13 protein-coding genes are annotated in these 16,287 nt (G+C 69.5%); 5 read left to right on the top strand and 8 right to left on the bottom strand.

Going from position 1 to position 16,287, the window contains the following annotated elements:
* Nucleotides 1-3 precede the first annotated feature (3 nt).
* From FBY21_RS23185 to FBY21_RS23210, 6 genes are all read right to left on the bottom strand, one after another.
* Complete coding sequence (locus FBY21_RS23185) at nucleotides 4-3,285, bottom strand: DUF2126 domain-containing protein (RefSeq protein WP_142013967.1); 3,282 nt, start codon at nucleotides 3,283-3,285, stop codon at nucleotides 4-6.
* 355 nt (nucleotides 3,286-3,640) lie between these two features.
* Entirely contained in the window at nucleotides 3,641-4,762 is a 1,122-nt protein-coding gene (locus tag FBY21_RS23190; protein WP_142013971.1) for an SO2930 family diheme c-type cytochrome, read from the bottom strand.
* A complete protein-coding gene (locus FBY21_RS23195; protein ID WP_074970510.1) occupies nucleotides 4,759-6,000 on the bottom strand; it encodes a parallel beta-helix domain-containing protein in 1,242 nt (413 codons plus the stop codon). Before FBY21_RS23195 ends, FBY21_RS23190 begins: the two co-directional genes overlap by 4 nt.
* 91 nt (nucleotides 6,001-6,091) lie before the next feature.
* Nucleotides 6,092-6,544: a GNAT family N-acetyltransferase gene (locus tag FBY21_RS23200; RefSeq protein WP_142013975.1), complete on the bottom strand. Its 453-nt coding sequence runs from the start codon at nucleotides 6,542-6,544 to the stop codon at nucleotides 6,092-6,094.
* 3 nt (nucleotides 6,545-6,547) lie between these two features.
* Complete coding sequence (locus FBY21_RS23205; protein WP_074970506.1) at nucleotides 6,548-6,922, bottom strand: thiol-disulfide oxidoreductase DCC family protein; 375 nt, start codon at nucleotides 6,920-6,922, stop codon at nucleotides 6,548-6,550.
* 72 nt (nucleotides 6,923-6,994) lie between these two features.
* Nucleotides 6,995-7,582: a TIGR00730 family Rossman fold protein gene (locus FBY21_RS23210; protein WP_044401235.1), complete on the bottom strand. Its 588-nt coding sequence runs from the start codon at nucleotides 7,580-7,582 to the stop codon at nucleotides 6,995-6,997.
* A gap of 358 nt (nucleotides 7,583-7,940) precedes the next feature.
* Here FBY21_RS23210 and azu point away from each other — a divergent pair, with 358 nt between their 5' ends.
* On the top strand, nucleotides 7,941-8,390 hold the full coding sequence (gene azu / locus FBY21_RS23215; RefSeq protein ID WP_074970504.1) for an azurin: 450 nt from the start codon (nucleotides 7,941-7,943) through the stop codon (nucleotides 8,388-8,390).
* Between the two features lie 189 nt (nucleotides 8,391-8,579).
* Here azu and FBY21_RS23220 read toward each other — a convergent pair whose 3' ends face one another.
* Both FBY21_RS23220 and FBY21_RS23225 read right to left on the bottom strand, forming a co-directional pair.
* A complete protein-coding gene (locus FBY21_RS23220) occupies nucleotides 8,580-9,605 on the bottom strand; it encodes a DUF1338 domain-containing protein (protein WP_142013978.1) in 1,026 nt (341 codons plus the stop codon).
* Nucleotides 9,606-9,685: 80 nt separating this feature from the next.
* Nucleotides 9,686-10,597: a LysR substrate-binding domain-containing protein gene (locus FBY21_RS23225; protein WP_142013981.1), complete on the bottom strand. Its 912-nt coding sequence runs from the start codon at nucleotides 10,595-10,597 to the stop codon at nucleotides 9,686-9,688.
* 131 nt (nucleotides 10,598-10,728) lie between these two features.
* Here FBY21_RS23225 and FBY21_RS23230 point away from each other — a divergent pair, with 131 nt between their 5' ends.
* The 4 genes from FBY21_RS23230 (at nucleotide 10,729) to FBY21_RS23245 (ending at nucleotide 16,286) form a co-directional block, all read left to right on the top strand.
* Nucleotides 10,729-12,219, top strand: coding sequence for an aldehyde dehydrogenase family protein (locus tag FBY21_RS23230; protein ID WP_074970500.1), 1,491 nt, complete (start codon nucleotides 10,729-10,731; stop codon nucleotides 12,217-12,219).
* A 33-nt stretch (nucleotides 12,220-12,252) separates the two neighbouring features.
* On the top strand, nucleotides 12,253-13,536 hold the full coding sequence (locus FBY21_RS23235) for an NAD(P)/FAD-dependent oxidoreductase (RefSeq protein WP_044401250.1): 1,284 nt from the start codon (nucleotides 12,253-12,255) through the stop codon (nucleotides 13,534-13,536).
* A 438-nt stretch (nucleotides 13,537-13,974) separates the two neighbouring features.
* The gene (locus FBY21_RS23240) at nucleotides 13,975-15,096 is read left to right on the top strand and encodes a branched-chain amino acid ABC transporter substrate-binding protein (RefSeq protein WP_142013985.1); all 1,122 of its coding nucleotides are present in this window, start codon (nucleotides 13,975-13,977) and stop codon (nucleotides 15,094-15,096) included.
* A 275-nt stretch (nucleotides 15,097-15,371) separates the two neighbouring features.
* Nucleotides 15,372-16,286: an ABC transporter permease subunit gene (locus FBY21_RS23245; protein WP_044401255.1), complete on the top strand. Its 915-nt coding sequence runs from the start codon at nucleotides 15,372-15,374 to the stop codon at nucleotides 16,284-16,286.
* Nucleotide 16,287: the final 1 nt, after the last annotated feature.

The raw sequence follows: 16,287 nt of genomic DNA on the forward strand, positions 1-16,287 counted from the left end.
GGATCAGCGGCGGCGCAGGTCCAGGGTCATGGGCAGTTCGTCGCTCCTCGCCGGGGCGGTGACCTCCAGCGTGCCGGGGGTGTGCCCGTGGCGGAAGAAACGCGCCAGGCGCCGGCTTTCCGCCTCGTAGGCGTTGACCGGCACGCGCTCGTAGTTGCGCCCGCCCGGGTGGGCCACATGGTACTGGCAGCCGCCCAGGGAGCGCTGCATCCAGGTGTCGACCAGGTCGAACACCAAGGGCGCGTGCACGCCGATGGTGGGCTGCAGGCACGCGGCCGGCTGCCAGGCGCGGTAGCGCACGGCACCGATGTACTCGCCGACCCGGCCGGTGTTCTGCAGCGGCACCGGTTCACCGTTGCAGGTCAGCACGTAGCGGTCCGGGGCCAGGCCGCCGAGGCGCACCTGCACCCGCTCCAGGGATGAGTCGACGTAGCGCACGGTGCCGCCGATGGCGCCTTCCTCGCCGAGCACGTGCCAGGGCTCCAGGGCCTGACGCAGCTCCAGCTCGATGCCCTTCACGGCGAAGTCGCCGTACCGCGGGAAGCGGAACTCGAAGTGCGGGTCGAACCAGTCGCTGCGCACCGGGTAGCCGGCCTCGTTCAGCTCCTGCACCACGTCCTCGAAGTCCTGGCGGACGACGTGCGGCAGCATGAAGCGGTCATGCAGGTCGGTGCCCCAGCGGGCCAGCTTCGGCGGCGCGTAGGGCGCCTCCCAGAAGCGCGCCACCAGCCCGCGCAGCAGCAACTGCTGGGCCAGGCTCATGCGTGCGTGGGGCGGCATCTCGAAGGCGCGCAGCTCCAGCAGGCCCAGGCGGCCGCTGGCGCTGTCGGGGGAATAGAGCTTGTCGATGCAGAACTCGGCACGGTGGGTGTTGCCGGTCACGTCCACCAGCAGGTTGCGCAGCAGCCGGTCCACCAGCCAGGGCGGGCAGTCGCTGCCGGGTGCGGGCATCTGCGAGAAGGCCACTTCCAGCTCGTAGAGCGCATCGTTGCGCGCCTCGTCCACCCGGGGCGCCTGGGAGGTGGGGCCGATGAACAGGCCGGAGAACAGGTACGACAGCGACGGGTGGTTGTGCCAGTAGCTCACCAGGCTGCGCAGCAGGTCCGGACGGCGCAGGAAGGGCGAGTCCGCCGGGGTGGCGCCGCCGAGGACGAAATGGTTGCCGCCGCCGGTGCCGACATGGCGGCCGTCGACCATGAACTTCTCGCTGGCCAGCCGCGTCTGCCGGGCTGCCTCGTAGAGGAACTCGGTGCGCTCCTCCAGCTCGTCCCAGCTGCTGGCCGGGTGGATGTTTACCTCGATCACGCCCGGATCCGGGGTGACGCGGAAGCATTCCAGGCGCGGGTCGCGAGGAGGCTCGTAGCCCTCCAGCAGCACCGGGCAGGCCAGGGCCCCGGCGGTGGCCTCGATGGCGGCCACCAGTTCCAGGTAGGCCTCCAGCTCCCCCAGCGGCGGCATGAACAGGTACAGCCGGCCCTCGCGGGGCTCGGCGCAGAGGGCGGTGCGGGTGATGCCGCCGGCGGACTGGTGCGGGCCTGGCGGCTGCTGTGCCGGCGTGGCAGTCCAATGGCGCGGCTGGGTGCGCAGCTCGGTGGCTCGGCGCAGCGGGGGGAAGGCCTGGCTGGGGTCGGCGGCCTGCACGTAGGGGTAGTCCGCCTCGCTGACCCAGGGCTGCGAGTCCAGCGGCAGGCGATAGCCCAGCGGCGAGTCGCCAGGGATCAGCCGGCAGTGTTCGTCCCGCAGGAACCAGGGGCCGGTCTGCCAGGCGTTGCCAGCCGGGCTGCGTGCCAGCGGCAGCACCTGCCCGACCACGCTGCCCAGGCCGCGCTCGAACACCCGGCGCAGGCGTTCACGCTCCAGCGGGTCGGCCAGGCGCGGGTCGTCCGGGGTGACGTTGATCGGCAGGCGGCGCTCGCGCCACAGGTAGTAGAGGGCGTCTTCATAGGCCGGGAACAGCGCCGAGTCCGGCAGGCCCAGCTGCTGCGCCACGCCGGCCAGGAAGCGCGCCGCCAGCTCGGCGTCGGCGCCGTAGTCGCGGCGTTCGTCGGCTAGCAGGGCGCGGTCCTGCCAGACCGGCTCGCCGTCCTTGCGCCAGAAGCAGTTCAGCGACCAGCGCGGCAACTGCTCGCCGGGGTACCACTTGCCCTGGCCGAAGTGCACCAGGCCCTGGGGCGCGTAGTGGTCGCGCAGGCGGTGGAACAGCTCGGCCGCCAGGCGACGCTTGTTGGGGCCGAGGGCGGCGGTGTTCCACTCCGGGTCGTCGGGGTAGTCGATGGCGACGAAGGTCGGCTCGCCGCCCATGGTCAGGCGCACGTCGCGGGCTTGCATGTCGCGGTCGATGCGCCGGCCGAGGTCCTGGATGGCCTGCCATTGCGCGTCGCTGTAGGGGCGGGTGACCCGGGGCGCTTCCCAGACCCGCTCCACGCGCATGCTGTGGCTGAACTCGCATTCGCATTCCTCCAGCATCCCGCTGATGGGCGCGGCGGAGGAGGGCTCGGGGCTGCAGGCGAGCGGGATGTGGCCTTCACCGGCGAACAGCCCGGAGGTGGGGTCCAGGCCGATCCAGCCGGCGCCGGGCAGGTACACCTCGCACCAGGCGTGCAGGTCGGTGAAGTCCACCTCGGTGCCGCTGGGGCCGTCGAGGGCCTTCTGGTCGGCGGTGAGCTGGATCAGGTAGCCGGAGACGAAGCGCGCCGCCAGGCCCAGGTGGCGCAGCAGCTGCACCAGCAGCCAGGCGGAGTCGCGGCAGGAGCCGGAGCCCTTCTCCAGGCTCTCCTCCGGGCTCTGCACCCCCGGCTCCAGGCGGATCAGGTAGCGGATGTCGTTGGCCAGGCGCTGGTTCAGCTCCACCAGGAAATCCACCGTGCCCCGGGGCGTGCGGTCCACGCCGGCCAGGTAGTCGGCGAACAGCGGCGTGGCCGGCAGGCGGATCAGGTAGGGCGCCAGTTCGCGGGCTTCGTCGGCGGTGTAGTCGAAGGGCGCCAGCTCGGCGTAGGGCTCGAGGAAGAAGTCGAAGGGGTTGAACACCGCCATCTCGGCCACCAGATCCACTTCGACCTTGAGTTCGCCGGTCTTCTCCGGGAACACCAGGCGCGCCAGGTAGTTGCCCTGGGGGTCCTGCTGCCAGTTGATGAAGTGCTGCTCGGGCAGCACCTTCAGGCTGTAGCCGAGGATGCGGGTGCGGCTGTGGGGTGCCGGGCGCAGGCGGATCACCTGCGGGCCGAGGGCGATGGCCCGGTCGTAGCGGTAGTGGGTGACGTGATGCAGAGCGACGTGGATCGACACGGCGTGCCTCCTGCGAGCCTGGGCGATGAGCCTGCTGCGCAAGTCTCATGCCAGCGGCCAGGGTCCTGTTTTGGGGTGGTCGACGGCGCTTGCGGCACCGCATTGGGGCCGCAACCGCACCGTTTCGAGCGGCCTGCACGAAAATGGTTCGTGCCGCCCTCGGGTCGGGTCCGCGGGTGAGCTTAGACAGGGAAGATGACCGGCGCGCAGGCCGAGGCAGCCGTGCCCGCCCCATCGCGGATGAATCCGCTCCCACAGGGCGCGGCATGGGTAGCCCGGGCTTCAGCCCGGGAGGCCCGAGTCAGTCGGTAGGGCGGACGTCGCTCTTCACGTCTACCGACGGCGCGGCGCGGATCTAGCCCTGGCAGTTGCCCGGCAGGCTGGCGATCCAGCGTTGGAGGATGTCCAGGCCCTCGCGGTGGGTAGTGGAGCGGCCCAGCTCCGGCATCATCACGCTGGGGTCGGTGCTTTCGACGCGGTAGGTGAGCACCGAGGCGTCGGGCTGGCCGGGGTGGATGTCCACCAGGCGGTCGCCGGAGCCCTTGCCTGCCGCCACCGGCTGCTTGCACAGGCCGTAGTTGATGCCCATCGCGGCCGCCGCATCGAGGAATAACCCGGAGGTGCGCGCCGGCCCCTTGGGGTTGTGGCAGTGGCCGCAGTTGGCGTCCAGGTAGCTGCGGGCCTGGTGCTCCAGGGGCTCGTCAGAGCGCGGGTGGCCGAACAGCGCGTTGCGCGGCAGGTCGGCGACCGGCCCCGGTACGCCGGCGAGAAAGCCCCGGGCCTGCCAGCGTTCCAGCTGGTTGGCGTTGCCGTCGACGTAAACCAGCTCGCGGTTCAGATGGCGAACCTTGGGTCCGAGCGGGCGCACGCCCTCGCCGTGGCGCTCTTCGTGGCAGCCAGCGCACTGGTTGGCGTCGGGCACCTGGTAGTCCACCGCCAGGGGCTGCCCGGCGTCGTCCTGCAGGGTCAGGTCCAGGCTGGCGCCGGCCCATTCCAGGGTCGCTTCGCGCTGGGCCTCGTCCCACACGTAGGGCAGGGCCACCCAGCCGTCCTTCTGGCGCAGCAGGATGCGCGTCTCCACCAGCCGCACCTGGTCCAGGGCCAGGCCCTTGGCCGGGTCGCGCTCGTCGCGGGTGTTCTTCAGCAGGCGGCCCTGGGCGTCCTTCGGGTAGTAGAAGGTCTTGGTCAGCACCGTGCCCACCGGGTAGTCGAAGTGGTCCTCGCCGTACTGCGCGGCCTGGCCCGCCGGCATCCAGACGGTGCGCAGCTTGTGCGCGTAGTCGGTGAACAGCGGGGTGTTCAGGTCGTAGGGCAGCACCTCGGCGGCGGGCGTGAGGTGCCCGTCGCGCAGGTGCAGCATGCCCCACTGGCTGAGCGTCTCCGGGTAGGCATCGCCTTCGGGCATGAAGCGCGGCGCCTGCTCCCGGCCGCAACCGGCGAGGAGCAGCAGCGCCAGCAGGAGCGCGCGCCCCTTCATGCGCCAGGCGCCTTGGCCGGGGTGCCGAGGACGATTTCCGGCAGGCGCGGCAGCGTGCAGCGGTGGGCGCTCATGTCGGTGCTGATGTTCTTGTAGCCGTTGGGGCCGTCGACGTTGATCAGCGTGGCCTCGCCGTTGTCGACGCAGATGCCCAGCTCCGCCGGCAGCTTGCCGTCCACCCGCTTGGCGGGGTTCACGTAGCCGTCCCAGAGGATGTCCGGCAGGCGGCCGTTGAGGCCGAACTTGGCCAGCTTGAGGGCCTTGAGTTCGAGGTTGTCGGGGCTGTCGCCGCCCGGTCCGAAGCGGTTGCCGTGGATGTAGATGCGCTCGGGGTAGGGGTCGAAGCTCTCCGAGGTGGAGAGGTTGGTGTAGCCGGTGCTGAAGTAGCTGCTGACGATGACGTTGGCGGTGCGGTGGCCGCCGATATCGTTGTCGAAGATCTCCACGTCGTCGTTGGAGTTGATCACCACGCCGGAGCCCGCCGGCACGCTGGCCACCGGGGTGCCCTTGTGGCCGAAGTTGTCGTGGTCGTTGTCCTTGACCTGGTTGCGGTAGACCCGGGTGCCGTGCCCCGGCTGCTGCAGGTTGGGCATGTTGAACACGAGGATGCCGCCGGTGTTGCCGGTGGCGACGTTGTCGTAGACGTCGGCGCCGATGGTGTTCTCGATCTCGATGCCGGCGACGTTGCGCTCGGCGCGGCTGTTGCGCACCACCACGTTGCGCGACTGGCCGACGTAGATGCCGGCGTCGGAGGCGCCGATGGCCACCGCGCCTTCGATCAGGGTGTTCTCGGTCTGCACCGGGTAGATGCCGTAGGCGCCGTTCTCGGTGGCCGGGCCGTTGGTCCATTCGGTGCGCACGTTGCGGATGACGATGTTCTTGCCGCCCACCACCTTGAGCGCATCGCCCTTGGTGTCCTCCAGGGCCAGGTCCTCGATGGTGAAGTCCGAGGCATCCACCAGCAGCCCTTCGGCGCCGGCCTTCTGGCCCTTGAAGTTGAGGATGGTCTTGTCCATCCCGGCGCCCTTCAGGGTCACGCCGCTGACCTTGAGGCTGAGGCTGCGGTCGAGCTGGTAGGTGCCGGCGGGAATCTCGATGACGGTGCCCGGCTTGGCCTTGATCAGCCTGGCCTGCAGGTCCTTCTGGAAGTCCGCGTGGGTGGTGGGTGCCTTGTCCTGCTCGCCGCAGGCGGCCAGGACGAGTGACAGCGCAAGGAGGGAGAGAGGGGCGATACGCATGGCAGGCTCCGTCATTGTTTTTATTGAGTTGGCACTATAGTGCTAAAAACAATGTGTAACCAGTTCTTTCAGGAGCCTGCCGCCCGGCGGTTCAGCCGGGCAGACGCAGACGCAGGTGCAGGATGGGGAAGGGGCGGCCGGAGCCGTCCAGCTCGGAGCGCTGCTCCAGCTCGAAGCCCAGGTGGTGGTAGAAGCCCACGGCCTGCGGGTTCTGCTCGTTCACATCCACCGCGCGGGCGCCGTCCACGTCGATGGCGTGTTGCATCAGGCGGCGCCCCAGGCCCTGGCCGTGGCAGGCCGGGTCGACGAAGAGCATCTCCACCTTGCCCTCGGCGGTGCCGACGAAGCCGTGCAACTGGCCGGCCGCATCCCGTGCGGCGGTGAGCCGTACGCAGTCCAGGTAGGTGTCGCGCACCAGGGGGCGGAAGAAGTCGATGTCGTCTTCGCCAAGGAAGTGATGGGTGGCGCGCACGGCGGCTTCCCAGATGGCTGCCAGGCGCTGGCGGTCGGCGTCGGTGAGGGGGGAAAGGGTTTCCAGGTCCATGGGTCACCAGTGTCCTTTGCGTCGGTTCCAGTGGTAGAGCAGGCGGGCGAAGGCCTTGTAGCCCAGCTGCGCCAGCGAATGGACAAGAGGCAGTGACAACAGGCGGGCCTTCCAGCGCTCCTTCGGCGAGTGGCGCCAGAGCACGATGAAGGCGTCCACGCCCATGCGCTTCACGCCCTGTTCATCCACCACGTGCAGGCGCTCGCGCACGTATTCCAGCGATTCGCCGATCTCTGCGACGGCGTCGTTGTCCTGGTGGATGTCGGCCCATTGCACCTGGCAGGCGGTGGTCTTGTCCTTCTGCCCTTCGATGCCTGCCCGGCACACCGGGCAGGCGCTGTTGTAGTAGACCTTGATGCGGTCCTGGTCATCGGCCATGGGGCACTCCCTGCGCGGGCCGGATCGGCCCGGGCGCCAGGGTGCTGCAGCGCCCCACGGGCTGTCCAGCGGTCAGTGCGGCTTGCGGTCCACCCACTTGGGCGCGACGGTGGGCTGCCAGGCTTCCAGGCGGCCGAGCAACTGGTCGGGGGTGCCGCCGACCTGCAGCATGCCGCGGTGCTGGTCACGCACGAAGCGCTCTTCCACCAGGTGGTCGAGGAACTCGGTGAGCTTGCCGTAGAAGCTGTTCACCTCCAGCAGGCCCAGGGGCTTGCTGTGGTAGCCGAGCTGGCCCCAGGTCCACACCTCGAACAGTTCCTCCAGGGTGCCCAGGCCGCCGGGCAGGGCGATGAAGGCGTCGGCCAGTTCGGCCATGCGGGCCTTGCGCGCGTGCATGCCGTCGACCACTTCCAGGCGGCTCAGGCCCTTGTGGCCGATCTCCGCCTCTTCCAGGCTGCGCGGGATGATGCCGATCACCTCGCCGCCAGCAGCCAGGGCTGCATCGGCCACGGTGCCCATCAGGCCCACGGCGCCACCGCCGTACACCAGGGTGATGCCGCGCTCGGCGAGGGTACGGCCCAGGTCGCTGGCCGCGCGTTGGTAGATGGGGTTGGCGCCGGGGCTGGCGCCGCAGAATACGCAGACGGAGCGCAAGGTCATGATCGGTTCCTGGCGAAAAAAAGCGCGCAAGATTACCGACTTCGCACCCGTCCCGGAAGCGGCGCATGGGCGCAGCTTCCGAACGGTAGGGACGCGCCGGGTTCAGTCGGCGCAGGTGCCGCTGGCGCCAGCGGCGTAGGCGGCGAGCAGGCTCTGCAGGAAGTTCATGGCAAGGCTCCGTTGGGATGACGTGCACAGCCTAGGGGCGCTCGCCGTGGCCTGCACGACAAGGCTTTGCATCGCCCTCATAGGCGGTTGCCAATCGTGCGGCCCGTTGCCGCAGGTTATGGGAACTGGCGCTCGAGTCAGGCAGTCTTCCGTGTCGGGCGCTTTGCCCAAACCTGCCAAGGAGAAACCCATGATTCGCAAGCTCGTCGTTGCATCCGTGCTGGCCCTGGCCAGTGCTCCGCTGCTCGCTGCTGAATGCTCCGTGGATGTCGAGGCCACCGACCAGATGACCTTCAATACCAAGGAAATCAAGGTCAGCAAGAGCTGCAAGAGCTTCACCGTGAACCTCAAGCACGTGGGCAAGCTGCCCAAGAACGTGATGGGTCACAACTGGGTGCTGACCAAGACCGCTGACGCCCAGCCGGTTGCCACCGAAGGCATGGCCGCCGGTGTCGACAAGGACTACCTGAAGGCCGACGACGCCCGCATCATCGCCCACACCAAGCTGATCGGTGGCGGCGAGAGCACCAGCGTCTCCTTCGACGTGTCCAAGCTGGCTGCGGGTGAAAGCTACGAGTTCTTCTGCTCGTTCCCCGGCCACGTGGCGATGATGAAGGGCAACCTGGCCCTGGTCGACTGATCACTCAGGCAAGGCAAGAAGGCCGCTCATCGAAGCGGCCTTTTTCATGGGTGTTTTTTGTCCACCAGGCGGGGTCACGGCGAGCGCCAATGGTGGATGGAAAGAGCGCCATCCACCTACGCCCGACCGGCGACGCGCGGTGTGCAGGGGCGAGCTCTGCTCGCGAACTCCCGGGCAGGGAGGCCCGTATCAGGCCCCGACCTGCCCCGCCGTCATCTTGAAGATGCCCTGGGCATTGCTGCTGTCGAAGGCCAGGTCCAGGCGGCCGGTGCTGTCGTCCACCCGGCGCTGGATGAACTCCACGAAGGACCCCGGCACCTCCCGCTGCACCGGGCGGCCGCTGGCGTCCAGCAGCTCGCGCCGGACCTGCACGGCGCGGTAGGCGGTCTGCAGGACGCGGCCGGAGGCAGAGATCTCGATGCTCGGCTTCATCGGCCGGCCCTTGGCGTTCTGCTCGGCCACCAGCGCCTCCAGGTCGGCGACGCGGTCGGTCAGGTGGTTGAACATGTTGCCCTCGGTGGCGATCCAGGCCATCTCCACGCTTTCCTCCCGCAGGCGCAAGTAGTCCGCTTCGTGCGGGGTCGGGTGCTGGCGGTCGAAGGCGGCGTGGAGCGCCGGGAGCAGCTCGCGGGCCTGGGCCGGGCTGCACTGGCGCTCCCGCCAGAGCTGGTCGAGCACCGCCAGGTGCGTGGGCGAGAGCGGATCGCGGCTCTGTCCCACCACGCGGATCACGGCCTCGCGGAAGCCTTCGCTGAAGCGTCCCGGGTGCAGTTCGGAGACGAAGAACTGGGCGATGTCCTCCGGCAGGTCGAGGTGGCGGTAGGCGTGCCCGGTCATGTTCAGGCGGGTCAGCGGGTAGGTGCGCACGTCGGTGAAGCCCAGGGGCTCCAGCAGGCGGTTGAAGGCCTGGCGACCGCGCGGCAGCGCGCCGTTGTCCGGCCAGTCGACGGTGCGGATGGCGCCGTGGTCGAAGCACACCTGGCGCCTGGCGGCGCGCTGTTCCTCGACGTAGGTGCGGCCGATGGGCACCGCCTCCACCAGCTTGTGGAACAGGCACAGGTTGAGCGCCTCGGCCAGCCAGGCGCGGTGCACCCGCCGGTCATCGAAGGGGAAGGCGGCCAGGCCCTCGGGCACTTCCACGTGGGTGCGCACCCAGTGGGCGGCGTCGGGGCCGATCACATGGGCAACCAGGTCGAACAGGCGGTCGGTGGACATCGGCGGCTTCCAGCGGCGAGGACGATGGCGTTATCCAAGCAGCCGGGCGGGGGCGCGGCAAACGAAAAAATCCGCTGCATTCATTCCGTTTTTTCCTGATGGGGCGGTTCCAGCTGCTCGCGCATCCAGCGCACGAAGTCGCGCACCTTGGGCACCTCGGCGGTGTGTTCGGGGTAGGCCAGGTAGTAGGCATTGCGGCTGGGCATGGCGTGGTCCCAGGGGATCGCCAGCTTGCCCTCGGCCAGCTCTTCTTCCACCAGGAAGCGCGGCAGCAGGGCCACGCCGCAGCCGGCCTGGGCGGCGCGGATGCACATGTAGGAGGTGTCGAAGCGCGGCCCGTGGTAGCTGTGCTCGGTGTGCCGGCCCTGGCTCTGGAACCACTCGTGCCAGGCTTCCGGGCGGGTGGCGTTCTGCAGCAGCACCAGGCGGGTGAGTTGGGTGGGGTCGGTGAAGGTCGCCTCGGGCAGGGTGGAGGGCGCGCACACCGGCACCACTTCCTCGCTGAACAGGCGGATGCACTCGGCGCCGGGCAGCGCGCCCTGGCCGAAGAACAGCGCCACGTCGGCGCGGCCCTGCACCAGTGCATCCGGCTCCAGCTCGTTGCGCACGTCCAGGTGGATGTTCGGGTGGCGCAGGCGCCAGCCCTTCAGGCGCGGGATCAGCCAGCGCGCGCCGAAGGTGGGCGGCGTCGCCACCCGCAGCACCTCGGTCTCGCCGCCGTAGGACAGCATGTAGTGGGTCGACATCTCCACCTGGGTGAGGATCTTGCGCACCTCGGCCAGGTACAGCGCACCCGCCGGGGTCAGCTGCAGGCGCCGGCGCACGCGGCGGAACAGCAGGTGCTGGAGCATGTCCTCCAGCTGCGCCACCTGCTTGCTCACGGCGCTCTGGGTCAGCGCCAGCTCTTCCGACGCGCGGGTGAAGCTCAGGTGCCGGGCCACGGCCTCGAAGCATTGCAGGGCGGTGAGGGAGGGCATGTGGCGCTTGAGCATGGGGCGGGTCCGGGCGGCTGGGGTTCATGAGCAAACGGAATGATATGTGGAGCAAAGGTCGTTTGTTGGCAAGCCCCCGGAGCGGCTAATACTGGCGCCGACCTTTCATCCCGTGCTTTCCAGGAGTTCCCATGGTTGCCGCATTGCTCGATCGCCTCGGCGTCGCCCCCGGCCTCTACCAGCAGGGCGATCACGCCGTGCACACCCCCATCGACGGCAGTGTCATCGGCCAGGTGCGGCTGCAGGGCCGTGACGAGGCGCGGGCCTGCATCGAGCGGGCCGACGCCGCCTTCCAGGCCTGGCGCCAGGTGCCGGCGCCGCGCCGGGGCGAGCTGCTGCGCCGCTTCGGCGAGGCGCTGCGGGCGCACAAGGCGGACCTCGGCGAGCTGGTCTCCTGGGAGGCCGGCAAGATCGCCCAGGAAGGCCTGGGCGAAGTGCAGGAGATGATCGACATCTGCGACTTCGCCGTCGGCCTGTCGCGCCAGCTCTACGGGCTGACCATCGCCTCCGAGCGGCCGGGCCACCACATGCGCGAGACCTGGCACCCGCTGGGCGTGGTCGGGGTGATCAGCGCCTTCAACTTCCCGGTGGCGGTGTGGTCGTGGAACGCCGCGCTGGCGCTGGTGTGCGGCAACAGCGTGGTGTGGAAGCCCTCGGAGAAGACCCCGCTCACCGCCCTGGCCTGCCAGGCGCTGTTCGAGCGCGTGGCCGCTGAGTTCACCGAGGCCCCGGCGCACCTCTGCCAGGTCCTGCTGGGTGCCCGCGAGGCCGGCGAGGCGCTGGTGGACGACCGTCGCGTGGCGCTGGTCAGCGCCACCGGCAGCACCCGCATGGGCCGCGAAGTGGCGCCCCGGGTGGCTGCGCGCTTCGGCCGCAGCATCCTCGAACTGGGCGGCAACAACGCGATGATCCTCGCCCCCAGCGCCGACCTCGACCTGGCGGTGCGGGCCATCCTCTTCAGCGCCGTCGGCACCGCCGGCCAGCGCTGCACCACCCTGCGCCGGCTGATCGCCCACGAGTCGGTGAAGGCCGAGATCGTCGAGCGCCTCAAGGTCGCCTATGCCCGCGTGCGCATCGGCCACCCGCTGGAGGGCAACCTGGTCGGCCCGCTGATCGACCGGGGCAGCTTCGAGGCCATGCAGGCCGCGCTGGACAAGGCCCGCGCCGAAGGCGGCACGGTGTTCGGCGGCGAGCGCCAGCTGGCCGAGCGCTACCCCGGCGGCTACTACGTGTCGCCGGCCATCGTCGAGATGCCGGGACAGACCGAGGTGGTGTGCCACGAGACCTTCGCGCCGATCCTCTACGTCATCGGCTACCGCGACTTCGACGAGGCGGTGGCGCTGAACAACGCCGTGCCCCAGGGCCTGTCGTCCTGCCTGTTCACCACCGACGTGCGCGAGGCGGAACGCTTCCAGTCGGCGGTGGGCAGCGACTGCGGCATCGCCAACGTCAACATCGGCCCCAGCGGGGCGGAGATCGGCGGCGCCTTCGGCGGCGAGAAGGAAACCGGCGGTGGCCGCGAATCCGGCTCCGACGCCTGGAAGGCCTACATGCGCCGGCAGACCAACACCGTGAACTATTCCCACGAGCTGCCGCTGGCCCAGGGCATCACCTTCGATTGAGCGGGTCGCTACACCGGCCCTGAGGAGTCGTGCATGTCCCTGCGTTCGTCCTGTCTCTGGGAGTCCGTGACACCGGCGTTGCCCGAGGCCGCCGCGCTGTCCGGCGAGGTCCGGGCCGACGTCTGCGTCATCGGTGGTGGCATCACCGGCCTGAACGCCGCCCTGCGCCTGCTGGAGGCGGGGCGCCGGGTGTGCGTGCTGGAGGCCCATGAAGCGGGCCACGGCGGCTCCGGGCGCAACGTCGGGCTGGTCAACGCCGGCCTGTGGATTCCGCCGGACGACATCGTCGCCGGGCTCGGCGAGGCGGTCGGCGAGCGCCTCAACCGCACCCTCGGCGGCGCCCCGGCCCAGGTGTTCGAGGTGATCGAACGCTACGGCATCGACTGCCAGCTGCGCCGCGAAGGCACCCTGCACATGGCCCACAACGCCCGTGGCCAGGCCGACCTCGCCAGCCGCTGTGCCCAGTGGCAGCGGCGTGGCGCCCCGGTGGAACTGCTCACCGGCCAGGCCTGCCGCGACGCCACCGGCACCGACCGCATCGCCGCGGCCCTGCTGGACCGCCGCGCCGGCACCCTCAACCCCATGGGCTACACCCGTGGGCTGGCGCGGGCGGTGGTGGGGCAGGGCGGCCAGTTGTTCCACCACAGCGCGGTGAACCGGCTGGAGCGCCAGGGCTCGCTCTGGTGCGTCGCCACCGAGCGCGGCACCGTGATGGCGCCCCAGGTGGTCATCGCCTCCAACGCCTACACCGAAGGGGAGTGGACCGAGCTGCGCCGCCACTTCTTCCCCGGCTTCTATTACCAGGTGGCCTCGGCGCCGCTGACCGGTGAGGCTGCCGCGCGCATCCTGCCGGGCGGGCAGGGCTCCTGGGACACCCGCCAGGTGCTCAGCAGCATCCGCCGCGACGCTGAGGGCCGCCTGCTGCTGGGCAGCCTGGGCAATGGCGCGCAGAAGCCGCTGTGGTTCCTCAAGGCCTGGGCCGACCGCATCCAGGGCCACTACTTCCCCTACCTGGGCAAGGTGGAGTGGACCCACACCTGGACCGGCTGCATCGCCTTCACCCCGGACCACCTGATGCGCCTGTTCGAGCCGGCCCCCGGGCTGGTGGCGGTCACCGGCTACAACGGCCGGGGCGTCACCACCGGCACCGTGGTCGGGCGCGCCTTCGCCGACTACCTGCTGGGCGCCTCGCCGGATGCCCTGCCGATGCCCTTCCAGCCGATGACGCCGGTGGCCGCCGTGGGCCTGCGCAGCGGCCTGTACGAGCTGGGCTTCTCCCTCTACCACGCCGGGCAATGCCTGCGGGTGGTCATCTAATGGGCCACCGCCCCGACCGCCCGGCCGGGCGCGGTGCGGCCCCTTCGCGACAGCGGCACGCCGAGCCGGGCCTTCGCCCGGCCTGCGACGCCGTGTCCATCACACTGTCGGCAATCCGGACCGCCGCCCGGGCGGTCATGCACTAGCCTGTATTGGTGCGCGAGCCCGCCGCCCGCGCACCAGGCGTGTGCACTTCGGTGACAGTGGCAGTTACCAGGGGTTGCGCTTGCGGCGCCGGGGGTTGCTATTGCCTGGCGAGTGCCCGGAAGGAGGGGTGCTGCCGGGTTGCACCTTTGTCCGGAGGCGGGTTGCACGTTGCCGTTCCAGACGGTTCGGAGGGCTGTACGACGTTTTTTCAGGACGCGCAAAAACGAGTGGCACGGCGCTTGCTGAAGTAACCGCTGCCAACACATAACCCCCCTCAGGAGCACAACTCCCATGCCTCACAAGTCTTTCAAGAAAGGTGTTCTGGCTGTTGCGGTTTCCAGTGTTATGAGTCTGTCTTCCCTGGCATTTGCCGACGTGGTGATCGGCGTGGCCGGTCCGCACACCGGCGCCAACGCCTCCTTCGGCGAGCAGTACTGGCGTGGCGCGAGCCAGGCCGCCGAGGACATCAATGCCGCCGGTGGGGTCAACGGCGAGAAGATCAAGCTGGTCAAGGCGGACGACGCCTGCGAACCGAAGCAGGCCGTGGCCGTGGCCAACCGCCTGGTGGACCAGGACAAGGCCATCGGCGTGGTCGGGCACTTCTGCTCCTCCTCCACCATCCCGGCGTCGGAGGTCTACGACGAGGCGGGCATCATCGCCATCACCCCCGGCTCCACCAACCCGCAGGTCACCGAGCGCGGCCTGTCCGGCATGTTCCGCATGTGCGGCCGTGACGACCAGCAGGGTATCGTCGCCGGCGACTACATCGTCGACGTGCTCAAGGCCACCAAGGTGGCGATCGTCCACGACAAGGACACCTACGGCCAGGGCCTGGCCGACGCCACCAAGGCGCAGCTGGCCAAGCGCGGCGTGAAGGAGGTGCTGTACGAGGGCCTGACCCGTGGCGAGAAGGACTTCAACGCCCTGGTCACCAAGATCCGCGCCAGCGGGGCGGAAGTGGTCTACTTCGGCGGCCTGCACCCCGAGGCCGGCCCGCTGGTCCGGCAGATGCGCGAGCAGGGCCTGACCGCCAAGTTCCTCTCCGGCGACGGCATCGTCACCGACGAGCTGGTCACCACCGCCGGCGGCCCGCAGTACGTCAAGGGCGTGCTGATGACCTTCGGCGCCGACCCGCGCAAGATCGCCGACGGCGCCGCCGTGATCGAGAAGTTCCGCGCCAACGGCTTCGAGCCGGAAGGCTACACCCTCTACTCCTACGCCTCCCTGCAGGCCCTGGCCGCAGCCTTCAACGGGGCCGGCGCCAACGACGCGGCCAAGGCGTCCGCCTGGCTGAAGTCGCACCCGGTGCAGACCGTGATGGGCAAGAAGGAGTGGGATACCAAGGGAGACCTGAAGGTGTCCGACTACGTGATCTACGAGTGGGATGACCAAGGGAAGTACCACCAGCAGTAAGCGCCGGCCGGGAACGGCCGCGCGCCGGCCCGGCGGTGTCCACGACGCCGCCCGGCCTTCGAGCGACCGATCCCCGGCGTAATGGCTCGGCCGGCCCGCCAGGCGCCACCCGCACCTGGCCGGCCGGTGTGTTCCGGGTCCCGCTCGAATCCCACCTGCTTGTGCCGCGCAGGCGACTGCCCGACGTAACACGGCGATTCAGTGGCACCCGTCCGATTTCACTCGCGGGGGCTGGCCGAACCCAAGGCCCGTCCTCCAGAAGACGAGACTGATCAATGGACGGCATCTTCCTGCAACAGCTGATCAACGGCCTGACCCTCGGGTCGGTCTACGGGCTCATCGCCATCGGCTACACCATGGTTTACGGCATCATCGGCATGATCAACTTCGCCCACGGCGAGGTGTACATGATCTCCGCCTACCTCTCGGCCATCGGCCTCGCGCTGCTGGCCTTCTTCGGGCTCGAGTCCTTCCCGCTGCTGATCCTCGGCACCTTGCTGTTCACCATCGCAGTGACCGGCATCTACGGCTTCGTGATCGAGCGCATCGCCTACAAGCCGCTGCGCAACTCCACGCGCCTGGCGCCGCTGATCTCCGCCATCGGCATGTCGCTGATCCTGCAGAACTACGTGCAGCTGGCCCAGGGCGCCCGCCAGCAGGGCGTGCCCACGCTGCTGGACGGCGCGCTGAAGTTCCACGTCGGCGAGGGCTTCGTGCAGCTCACCTACACCAAGGTGTTCATCCTGGTGGCCGCGTTCATCGGCATGGGCGTGCTCACCTACGTGATCCAGCGCACCAAGCTCGGGCGCATGTGCCGCGCCACCCAGCAGGACCGCAAGATGGCCTCGATCCTCGGCATCAACACCGACCGGGTGATCTCCTACGTGTTCGTCATCGGCGCCGCCATGGCCGCGCTGGCCGGCGTGCTGATCACCATGAACTACGGCACCTTCGACTTCTATGCCGGCTTCATCATCGGCATCAAGGCGTTCACCGCCGCGGTGCTCGGCGGCATCGGCTCGCTGCCCGGGGCGATGCTCGGCGGGATCATCCTCGGGGTCGCCGAGGCGCAGTTCTCCGGGATGGTCAACACCGACTACAAGGACGTCTTCAGCTTCTCCCTGCTGGTGCTGATCCTGATCTTCCGTCCCCAGGGCCTGCTCGGCCGCCCGCACGTCGCCAAGGTGTAAG

Source organism: Pseudomonas sp. SLBN-26, from assembly GCF_006715895.1.
Lineage (GTDB): Bacteria > Pseudomonadota > Gammaproteobacteria > Pseudomonadales > Pseudomonadaceae > Metapseudomonas > Metapseudomonas otitidis.